Source organism: Fimbriimonadaceae bacterium (genome assembly GCA_019638775.1).
In the GTDB taxonomy this organism is placed as follows: Bacteria; Armatimonadota; Fimbriimonadia; order Fimbriimonadales; family Fimbriimonadaceae; genus JAHBTD01.
Window position 1 is genome coordinate 70,307 of record JAHBTD010000005.1, and the last position, 8,634, is coordinate 78,940.

At 52.2% G+C, this 8,634-nt stretch carries 9 protein-coding genes and 1 tRNA gene; 5 read left to right on the forward strand and 5 right to left on the reverse strand.

Annotated elements, in window-relative coordinates; genetic code table 11:
- Positions 1–96: 96 nt before the first annotated feature.
- A complete protein-coding gene (locus tag KF784_15895) occupies positions 97–714 on the reverse strand; it encodes a hypothetical protein (GenBank protein MBX3120542.1) in 618 nt (205 codons plus the stop codon).
- A 1-nt stretch (position 715) separates the two neighbouring features.
- Positions 716–2,149: a helix-turn-helix transcriptional regulator gene (locus KF784_15900; GenBank protein MBX3120543.1), complete on the reverse strand. Its 1,434-nt coding sequence runs from the start codon at positions 2,147–2,149 to the stop codon at positions 716–718.
- Between the two features lie 246 nt (positions 2,150–2,395).
- On the opposite strand from KF784_15900, the gene KF784_15905 reads away from it, so the two are divergent.
- Genes KF784_15905 through KF784_15915 form a run of 3 tightly spaced genes read left to right on the forward strand, consistent with a single transcriptional unit; the run spans position 2,396 to position 4,555 of the window.
- Positions 2,396–3,157 (forward strand): phosphatidylinositol-specific phospholipase C/glycerophosphodiester phosphodiesterase family protein, encoded by a 762-nt coding sequence (locus tag KF784_15905; GenBank protein ID MBX3120544.1) that lies wholly within the window; start codon positions 2,396–2,398, stop codon positions 3,155–3,157.
- 1 nt (position 3,158) lies between these two features.
- Positions 3,159–3,599 carry a VCBS repeat-containing protein gene (locus KF784_15910; protein ID MBX3120545.1) on the forward strand — a complete coding sequence of 147 codons (441 nt, stop codon included), beginning with the start codon at positions 3,159–3,161 and terminating at the stop codon, positions 3,597–3,599.
- Positions 3,596–4,555: a CRTAC1 family protein gene (locus KF784_15915; protein MBX3120546.1), complete on the forward strand. Its 960-nt coding sequence runs from the start codon at positions 3,596–3,598 to the stop codon at positions 4,553–4,555. Before KF784_15910 ends, KF784_15915 begins: the two co-directional genes overlap by 4 nt.
- 24 nt (positions 4,556–4,579) lie before the next feature.
- Here KF784_15915 and KF784_15920 read toward each other — a convergent pair whose 3' ends face one another.
- Complete coding sequence (locus KF784_15920; GenBank protein ID MBX3120547.1) at positions 4,580–5,230, reverse strand: helix-turn-helix transcriptional regulator; 651 nt, start codon at positions 5,228–5,230, stop codon at positions 4,580–4,582.
- Positions 5,231–5,350: 120 nt separating this feature from the next.
- Between KF784_15920 and KF784_15925 the strand changes: the two genes are divergently transcribed.
- Positions 5,351–7,075, forward strand: a complete 1,725-nt coding sequence (locus tag KF784_15925; GenBank protein ID MBX3120548.1) for a serine hydrolase — start codon at positions 5,351–5,353, stop codon at positions 7,073–7,075.
- A gap of 189 nt (positions 7,076–7,264) precedes the next feature.
- On the opposite strand, the gene KF784_15930 is transcribed toward KF784_15925, so the two are convergent.
- Positions 7,265–7,339, reverse strand: a tRNA-Ala gene (locus KF784_15930).
- A gap of 220 nt (positions 7,340–7,559) precedes the next feature.
- Between KF784_15930 and KF784_15935 the strand changes: the two genes are divergently transcribed.
- A complete protein-coding gene (locus KF784_15935) occupies positions 7,560–8,333 on the forward strand; it encodes a hypothetical protein (protein MBX3120549.1) in 774 nt (257 codons plus the stop codon).
- Between the two features lie 16 nt (positions 8,334–8,349).
- Here the strand turns inward: KF784_15935 and KF784_15940 are convergent.
- On the reverse strand, positions 8,350–8,634 hold a 285-nt coding region (locus KF784_15940; GenBank protein MBX3120550.1), incomplete at its 5' end, for a hypothetical protein.

An 8,634-nucleotide genomic window follows, 5' to 3' on the forward strand; every position in this document is an offset into this window, starting at 1 on the left:
TCAACGTCCAAAGCATCAAGCCACACCGGGCCTTGCTCACGGGAGCAGGCCCAATCTATTATTTTGTGTATCCGATTCAGCCCAAGAGCCCTGCGTCTACTGAACGTTAATGGTCACGGAATCTCGGTAACCCTCTACGTCAACTGTAACTGTTCCTGTACCGGTTTCGGTGGCTTTGAACAGGCCGCCGGGCGTGATCTTGCCGATGCCACCGCTTGTCCAATAGGATGGGCTTAGGCCTTGGACATTCGACCCTGAAATGATTGGCTTTAGCTTCAAAACGCTTCCTACACTCATTTCAACCACAGGGCCGAGACCCAGGGTAACTCCGGTTACGTCTGCGCGGCTTCGTGCGGGCAAGAGCGTGATGTCAAAGATGTTCATCTTTTGCGACTTGGGCTGAGTGGTGAAGACGACGGGATACTCTTCTACAGTCTGGGTGACTTCAACAATCCATTCTCCTGGGGGGATCGAAGATGGCAATGAAACGTTGCCGCTTGGCTCAGGACTCACAGTGTATTTGGAGCCATCTTCAAACTTGACGGTGACCTCGATGGGCTTGCCGATGGTTCCATGAGCTCTTCCGATGGGGATACTACCGTCGCCTCGGCTGCCGGATGAGACTTCCAGGTTTTGGGGGGTGCCGCCGCAACCGACCAATATTGTGAGAACAGCCCCTGCAATAAGGCTTGATGTAATACATTTTAGGTTCAAATCATAACTCCTTTACGGTTGTGGACACTCCCCCCGACCTCGTGTCCATTAAGTTTTTGGCCGGAAAAACCGGAACAAAAAGCAATCCTTTGCTAGATAGCCGCTTCGCCACGTCGTCATCGCTCCAAGGTTCACCTGCCGTTATGGCTCGTGCCCCGTCGACAAGTTCTGCAATCGTGGGAATCTCTTTCCAAACGCTGCGCGCGTCAAGGGACCTTATGCGCTGCAGCGCAAGCATACGATCCTGGTTTTTGGCGGCGAAATATGCGACGAGAGCTTGCGCGTAGTCGTGTTCGCCAGCGTATTCATACGATTCTGAGTAGGCGGCTGCTTGGCGAGCATAGCTTAGAGCCTCGGGCAGCCGTTCGCTAGTAAATGCGATTTCGGCAAGCCTCAAATAGGCGGCGAGTTCAGTACGGCGGAACCTGCCCTTAATGGCCGATTCCAATGCCTGCTCTGCAGCTTGAAAAGCCTTGCTCGCCTCCCCCTTCTGTTGCCAGTATAGACTCTGGGCAATCAAGAAGTAAGCCTTCCTTGCCTTGTCGGTGTGCGCTTGGAAGAAGCCTAGGGCCTGCGCGACGTGAGCGTCAGTATCGGATTGACCCGTGTAGACCGAAGCGATGATGAGTGAGATCAGCCGTTCTCCGATCTGATCTCGAGAATCAAGCTCTTCGGCAAGCTGCAATGCCTTGATTTCAAGTTCGAGAACTTTGGGCCAGCGACCCATGTTCGAGAGGATGTCGGCTCGAATTCCAAGAGAGTAGAGCGTTAAGGCAGGATCGGTGAGGCTCGACTCCAACGCATCAAGCATCTCCAGGGCTGTCGAAAAATCGCCGTGCCTCTCCGCCACTACGGCGAGTGCGACTCGAGCTCGCCATTTTGAGTCTGGATTAAGGCGTGATTGCGCATCTTCAAAGCACGCCTGAGCTCTGTGCAAAGGCCCAATGTTGGCGTAGCAGAAGCCAAGGGTTTGGGAGCACCTGCCCGCCGAGTGCGTGTCGCCCTGGGAATCGAAAAGTTCGCGTGCACGGATGCACCAATCGAGCCCCTCTTGATACTGCCCCTCCAGCACCAAGGAGTTCGCGAGTTTTAGCATCAGTGCCGCTCGATGCTCGTCGGCGATGGATTCCAAACGGGACTCAATCAGCGCAGATGCGGCTGACGGGTTTGCGCCGGAGAGTAGGGCATCGGCTAGCTTGAGCGCATCTTCCGCTGCTTCACGCCCAGCGTCCTTGCTCAAGAAAAACTCGATCGGGGTTTCTGTAAGCGCAGCGATCTGTCGGAGGCGCTTTCGTGGTGGCTGGAGGACGCCGGAAACGTAGGCATAGAGTGTCGAGCGGGAAAGGCCAAGCTTATCGGCGAGTTCAGTCAGGCTGATGCCCGCGAGCGTTGCCGCAGCCTTGATCTGTTTTCCATTGATCTCTGTCGGCTCCAAAGCGATATGATTTTACTATAGAAATTAATAGTTTGTGCGAAACAGGCAGAGTTATTTCGCTCCGATCTGAAAAGGAATTACCGTCAAATTCTTTCTGCGCACCCACTCAAAGTGTTCAAGGAGTTCGTGCTCGCGCCTGATTGATGAGTGACTATTGAGGTCAATGAATTTGTGAGGGAAGCCTGTCAGCAGTGTTATGCGGAATCGGAGTTTCACGGTTCAAATCAGGATATTCTCTGTTAACACATGTTCTCATTGATAGCCGCGCTGCTTTTGCAGTCGCCTCTGACTTTGCTTGAAAGGGCGCATTCTCACAACGACTACACCCGTGCGCGGCCCTTATTCGATGCTTTGGACAACGGCTTCTCCAGCGTTGAGGTGGATATCTATCTGGTTGACGGGAAGTTGTTGGTGGGCCACGACCGAAAAGATCTGAAGCCCGAAAACACCCTTGAGAGGATGTACCTTGGTCCTCTTGCGGAAAGGATGACGGCAAACGGGGGATGGGTTTATCCAAAGACCCAGAAAACGTTTTGGGTGTTGGTGGACATCAAAACCGACGGAGCGGCGGTATATGAGCAGTTCAAGAAGAGTCTCGCCCTATACCCAACGTTGAAGTGCAAGTCCGACAAGCCATCCATCCGGTTTGTGATAAGCGGTGACCGACCGATCGACGCGATCGTTCGGGATGGTGGCGAGTGGGCTGGCATCGATGGTCGCCCCAGCGATCTAGACAAGAATTATTCTCCGTGGCTGATGCCGTGGATCAGCGATGCTTGGAAGAATCATTTCTCATGGCTCGGAATGGGTGAGTTTCCGGCTGTAATGGGAGCCAGGCTCAGGGAGCTGGTTGCAACCGTGCATCGTCAGGACCGCAAAATTAGGTTTTGGGGAGCGCCGGACACAAAGCCTGTTTGGGAAGTGCAGTGGAAGGCAGGAGTCGATTTCCTGAATACAGATCGACCGTCAGACTTGCGGGCGTGGATGCTCGCACAAAAGGGAGATTAGCATGTTGTCGCTTTTGCTTATTGCGCTTAGCGCGAATGAAACATCAGACGTTTTATTCAAGGATCGCACTGCTGACTTTAATCTTCAGATAGCGGGTGATGGCGCTTGCTGGGTGGATATTAACAACGATGGTTGGGTGGACCTTTGTGCGAACGGGGTTTGGAGAAATGAGAAAGGGAAGGGGTTCACCAAGATCGCGGATATCGCGCAGGCCGTCGCCGCCGACTTTGACAACGATGGCTTTGCCGATCTCTTTTCCTGGTCGCAGCGGAAACTTTTTCACAACGAGCAGGGTAAGGGCTTTACCGAGTTCACTCTTCCAGAACTTCCCATGTCAGTTTCACGCGGAGCATGTTGGGGGGACTTTAACGGTGATGGTTTTGTCGATCTTTACGTTGGCGGTTACGAGAGTTGGGACCCGCCCATCACCTATCCAGCATGATCTTACTCAATGAGAAAGGAGAGTCGTTCCGGATATCGTGGACGGAAGCAAGATACCGTTCTCGAGGGGTCACGGCATGCGACTTCGATCGCGACGGCGACCTTGATGTTTACGCTTCGAACTATCGGCTGCAACCCAACAACCTATGGTTGAACAACGGCAAGGGGGAGTTGCAGGATGTAGGCGCTGAGTATGGGGTCGTGGCTACGTCTGAGGGCTTCGGAGGTGGACACTCCATTGGGGCTTGTTGGAGTGACTTTGATAACGACGGGAATATCGATCTCTTTGCCGGGAACTTTGCTCATGTCGACAGTCGGGGCGATCAGCCGAAGTCGCGTTTCCTTCGAAATCTCGGTCCTGCGATGCGCAGCAAGTTTGAGGATAAGGGAGCTTGCGGGGTCTATTACCAGGAGTCGTACGCCAGTCCAGCAGCCGGTGACTATGACAATGATGGCGACCTCGATCTCTTTTTTACGACGGTTTATGCAACAGCATCCTTTGGGAAGAAAAACTTTCCGGTCCTGTATCGTAATGATGGTTCGTTTGTGTTTTTAGACTCGACCAAAGCCACTGGCCTAGCAGAACAGGGAGCGACCTATCAAGCCGCCTGGGCGGACTATGATCGTGATGGCGACCTCGATCTTGTGACGGCTGCGAAACTATTTGAGAATCAAGGGACTAAGGGGCATTGGCTTCAGGTTCGCTTACGTGGCGATGGCAAGAAGGTAAACCGTTCGGCGGTCGGAGCACAAGTACGGATCCGCGTCAAGGATGGGATGCTCACACGGCAGGTCGAGGCGGGCACCGGGGAAGGGAATCAGAACGATCTGACGCTTCACTTTGGGTTAGGTTCGGCGAAGGAGAACGCCGATTTGCAGATACTTTGGCCTGGGGGCACAAAGCAGACTCTGAAGAGTGTGAAGGTGGATCAGATCGTGGATGTGAGCTTCAAATAGTCGCCAGTTGATCCTTAGAATCATCTACTTTTTGGAGCTCTTATTCGTCGATTTTGTTTTCTTGCGCTTTTGAGCCTCTTTGTTTATTTTTCGGGTCTCGACGAGTGTCGGCGTCATGATAAATGACAGAGCGACCATGCGCCCATCTTCATCGGGTTCGCTATATGCAAGCTCGCGGAACTGAGCGACCATCTTCTCGCGAAACGCCTCTGCACGCTCTGGGCTTAGCTTAATCGTCCAGCGTCTGGCTGAAGCAAAGCGTTGGAGCGTGGGGTCAGTTCCGTAAGCTTTGGTGAGTTCGGTGCGCTCACGCAACATCAGTCTCAGCAGCCCGGCGTAGCCTTCAAGGGCACGTTTGCGAAACTCTTCGGTTCCACCAGCAACCTTGGTAAGGAATCCTTTTCGACTGCCAAGCACATAGAGGGTTTCTGTGCGCGAGCGTTTTTTGCGTTCTCCCGCCGGGATCACAAGCCCTACCCGAACGAGCTCAATGATGTGATAAGTGGTTCCAGAAGCTGATTTTCCGATCATCGCGGCGATTTCTGCTATCGAGCGTGGAATCGTATCGGATACGTTCCAAAAAACCTCGACGCGTGCCGCTGAAGCGAGACACGCGAGTTGGTCGAGGTTCATATCGGCCAGGACGACTTGTCCTGGAAAAAGCTCTGAGTCCATGTTTCTTCACGAACTATACCGGGCAAATGGGCCCTTTATATTTTATTTATTGAAATTCATGAAACATATTTAAAGAGGAGGCGGTCGTACGAATCGCGGCACAACCGCACGAGTAAGACCATGAAAATGAAATTCAAACCGACACTTCTAATCCTCGCTTGCGCTGCCGCTGCGTTTGCATCTGCAGATCGGACAAGCACCGACGTGGTTGATCAGACTTATCTTAGCAATGCAACCGAAGCCCAATTAAAGGACGTTATCAAGGACGGCTATCGGATGATCGACATCGAAATCAGCTCGACGAGCCCCACGAGATATACCGCCAGCTTTGTCAAAAACACAGGCTCCTACAAGAAGTCGTGGTGGTGGACTGCAAACAGAACCCACGCCGAGATGGAGAAGTTCATCAAAGATCACGATGCACGAGCGCTTGACATTGAGATTACGATTGAGAAGGGTAAGAAAAGCTACTCTGGAACCTTCATCAAGAATTCTGGAGACGATAAGGTTGGCTGGTTGGCGTTCGAAGAGCTTGATTTTAATCAGCTCAAAAAGAAGTTGGATGACTTTGACGGGCGTGTGATCGATCTCGACGTTCATAACGAGAAGGGCGGTCGCACATTCTCGGGTGTGATGATCAAGAACACGGGAGCTTTCAAAAAGGGCCACGTCATTTTCAGCAACCGTTCGCTATCCGAAGTCAGAAAATTGATTTCCGACAATAAGATGCAGCTCACTGACATCGAGCGCATTGACTCCGATTCTTTTGCAGGTGTGATGGAGTCGAACCCAAGAGCACCATGGTGGTACTTCGTTGGGAGGTCTTGGGAGCAGCTCCAGCAGGATCGAGCCCAATACAACGCCCGAATTGTAGACATCGAGCGAACGACCGAGAAGGGCAAGAGCAGCTTTGACTACATTCTCATTAACGACTGCAACGAGTTGGAAACACGAGTGGGGCAGATGATGCGCTCAGGGTCGGACGGAAACATGGGCTTCTACGTCCGTCAGGTCGGCGGACCGCGATTGGGGCAGCTTATGGCCGATTATCGGTTCTATCCGGCGAGCGCCATCAAGATGCTTGAGCATATGTATTGGACTTACCAAGTAGACAAAAATGGGGTGTCGCAAAATACACAGGTACGGCTTTATGCGAACAGCACGAACGACACGCATCCGCAGAGCGATACCTTTACGCTTCAATCCCTGATTCAGACTCAGCAAAACATGATGCTGCCGTCATCGAATGTGGACGCGAACGCGCTTCAGGATGCGGCAGGCAACAACAACGGCGTAACGGGTCGAGCAGCGATTATGAAATTTGCAAAAGACATCCTTGGGCTCGATAACGACATCCAACTCAACCATAAACTGGGTTCAGGCGGCATCAATAGCAACCCTTCGAACAAGATGACTGGCCGTGAAAGCGGGCTTATGATGGAGAAGGCGACCAATGGCTCCGTCTATTCGCCGACCGGCTTTGCCTACCTTCGAGCAAATATGCTGAACGAAACCAACAATTCAGGCTTCAGCTCGGGCCTTCGAGCGATTGTGAATCAGGAAGGCGCGCAAGCTGGTCTGACGCAAACCGAGATCAACAACTACTGGTCATCCGTGAGTCTGATTTGGAAGGGTGGCAACAACGGAACGGCGCAGATCACGAGCGTAGGCCATGCGATTCTGCCGTTCAAGTCGGGCAATCGGGTTGCACGCAAGCAGTATGTGCTTTGTGCATTCATCGAAAGAGCTACGGCGAACACCTTTGGCGCGGGCGGAGCGTCGAGCACTCTTCTGCCGGAGCTTTTGAGAGAAGAGGTTCGGGAGGGCGTGAAGGGCTGGAAATAGTAAGCCGACTCTAAACAACAGAAACGGGGATCGCACACGCGATCCCCGTTTCTATTTGCGCCTGTTGATGAACAGATCAGGTTCCCGAGCATAGCTGTTGGAAAGGGGATGTTGAGTGCAAAGAGTCGATGCAGATCGGAAATCGAAGGTCGAAGATCGTGAATCGTAAATCGTAAATCGTAAATCGATTGGTGGAGGCAAGGGGATTCGAACCCCTAACCCCCTGCTTGCAAAGCAGGTGCTCTCCCGTTGAGCTATGCCCCCACGTGGGAAGATCGAAAATGTACCCGATATCAAGCATCGGAAGATTGCACACCGGTCTTCAGGACCTATCGGCAACTTCAAGACTCTTCGGGCGTGTCACATCTTAGATTACATTTCATCCGACTCATACCCTGCCTCAAGTCGAACAATGCTGGTGCAGCGCCAGTTGACATCACCCACGACCTCCGCTAACATGATGGCTAGAGATTAGGAGTCGATTGTGGCTTCCAAACGCTATCCGCCTGAACTTGAAATCTGTGGAAATCGGTACCTCTTCGACAAGGTGCTGAAGGAGGATTTTTTCTCGGTGAATGTGCTTTACCGCGATGATGCGGGATTGGGGATGGTCTTAAAGTGCACCGATTTCCGATTCCTCCTCGGTTTCTGCTTCAAACCATTGGCTTGCATGCTGTCTCGCCACGAGTGGAAGATGTATTCGTTGCTTCAGGGGGTCCCTGGTATTCCAAGATTGGGTCCAAGAATCGGTTGGAATGGGCTTTGTCACGAGTTTATTGAGGGCCATACATTGTATGAGCACAAGCGAGGCGACATCCTCCCCGATGAGTTTTTCGACCGTCTCCTGGACCTGATGCGGGCGCTACACAGCCGATCAATTATTCATCTCGATTCGAACAAGCGAGGGAACATCATCGTCGGCGATGACGGACTTCCCTACATCATTGACTTTCAGATTAGCCTTTGCTTTGGGAAGCTTAACGGACCTTTTCGTGCATGGAAAAGGGGTCTCTTTGGGGCGCTTGTGCGAGAGGATATTTATCACATCTATAAGCGGAAGCAGCACCTGGCCGCACATCTTATGAGTGACGAGGAGCTTGCGTTATCTGTAAGATCCGCTGCCAATGCGCGAATGAAGCGTTGGGTAGGCGATCCGTACCGAAAAGTGAAGCGATTGATCTATCCTCGCGGGAGCAATGAGACCATTTGGTACAAACATAAAAGGCTAAAAAAGGGTGAGATTCAGGACACTGATTAAATTACCAGGAAGGCGCTTAGATGTCCGTTGCAAGCGATGCCACATCATTTTTGTGCCCAATTTCGCAAAATTTGGACTCATACCCGCCGATTGGCCCTAATCCCGGATTCATTTTTCGGTTATAATTCGTACTTAGGTAGTAGCAGGGATGCGTGCCGAACCGGGGCTGTTGGCCGTGGAAGGGAACAAGGAAAGATTCCGCGTCGGCATTCTCAGTAAGGTTCGTTTCCTCTGCTTCATCTAAAAACACAAGGAGCAGTGTAACCATATGAAACGAACGTTCGTTTACGCGCTCAGCGCT